Genomic DNA, 1,023 nt, shown 5'->3' on the forward strand with positions numbered 1-1,023 from the left:
GCCGGGCCGCGCACAGGGCCCGGGCCCTGGTGATCGCCGCGCCCACCCCGCCGGCCAGCACCGACGCGTCGGCCGCCGCGCACAGCCGGTCCAGCAACTCGTCGGCCTCGTCGAGTTCACCGGTGCCCGCGAGGGCCTCGGCCAACTCCGGCTCCCAGCGCAGCATGGTCAGGTCGGCGATGCCCTGATCCGCCTCGATCTCGGCGACCGAGCGCAGCGCCGCCAACGCGGTGACGTTGTCGCCGGTGGCCAGGTGGGTGCTCGCCAACACCAGCAGGTTGCGGGACGTGAAGATCGTGTCGTGCGCGTCGCGGGACGCGTGCAGGCCGCGTTCCGCGTGCCGGATGGCCGTTTCGAACCGGCCGCCGGCGAGCTGTGCGACGGCCGCGGTCCACCGCACCGGGCCCGGCGACAGACCCGCCGCCGCGCACAGGGCGAGGGCGCGTTCGCTCCAGGTCACCGCCTTGGCGGCGTCACCGGCGCGGACCGCCACCTCGGTCAGGCTCCGCAGCACCTCGATCAGATCCTCGCTGACGCCGCTGCGCTCGGCGAAGGGCAACAGTTCCAACAGTCGCTCGCGTGCCTCCTGGAGGCGGTCGTCGAAGAGGGCGAACCGCACGGCCAGATACTGCGGACTCTCCGCCACCCCGATCTCCTCGACCGAGACCGCCAACGCGAGGGCCTCGGCGAGGCTTTCGGCGGAGCCCGGATCGCCGATCACCCGCTCCACCCGGGCGCGCATGGTCAACGCCATCGCCTCCAGCGGACGATCACCCGCTTCACGGGCCAAAATCGCCGCTCGCGCCGAGGCATCGCGCGCGACGTACGGACCCGCCCCGCAGATGTTCGCCCGAATCGCCTGGCGCAATTCCACCCTGGCCTGCAATCCCGGATCACCGCCCGCCGCCCCGTGGGCCCGGCTGAGCACGTGGTCGAGCTCCTCCAGCGCCTGCCCACCCGCGTCGACCACCGCGAGCAGTGCGGCCACCTGCTCGGCGGGGCCCGGCCGCGCCGCGACCACGG

1 pseudogene is annotated in these 1,023 nt (G+C 74.1%); it reads right to left on the minus strand.

Features of this window, described 5'->3' with window-relative positions:
- Positions 1–1,023, minus strand: a pseudogene (locus GT354_RS34440) (helix-turn-helix transcriptional regulator); the annotation flags it as partial.

The sequence above is a fragment of the Streptomyces sp. SID3343 genome (assembly GCF_009865215.1).
Lineage (GTDB): Bacteria > Actinomycetota > Actinomycetes > Streptomycetales > Streptomycetaceae > Embleya.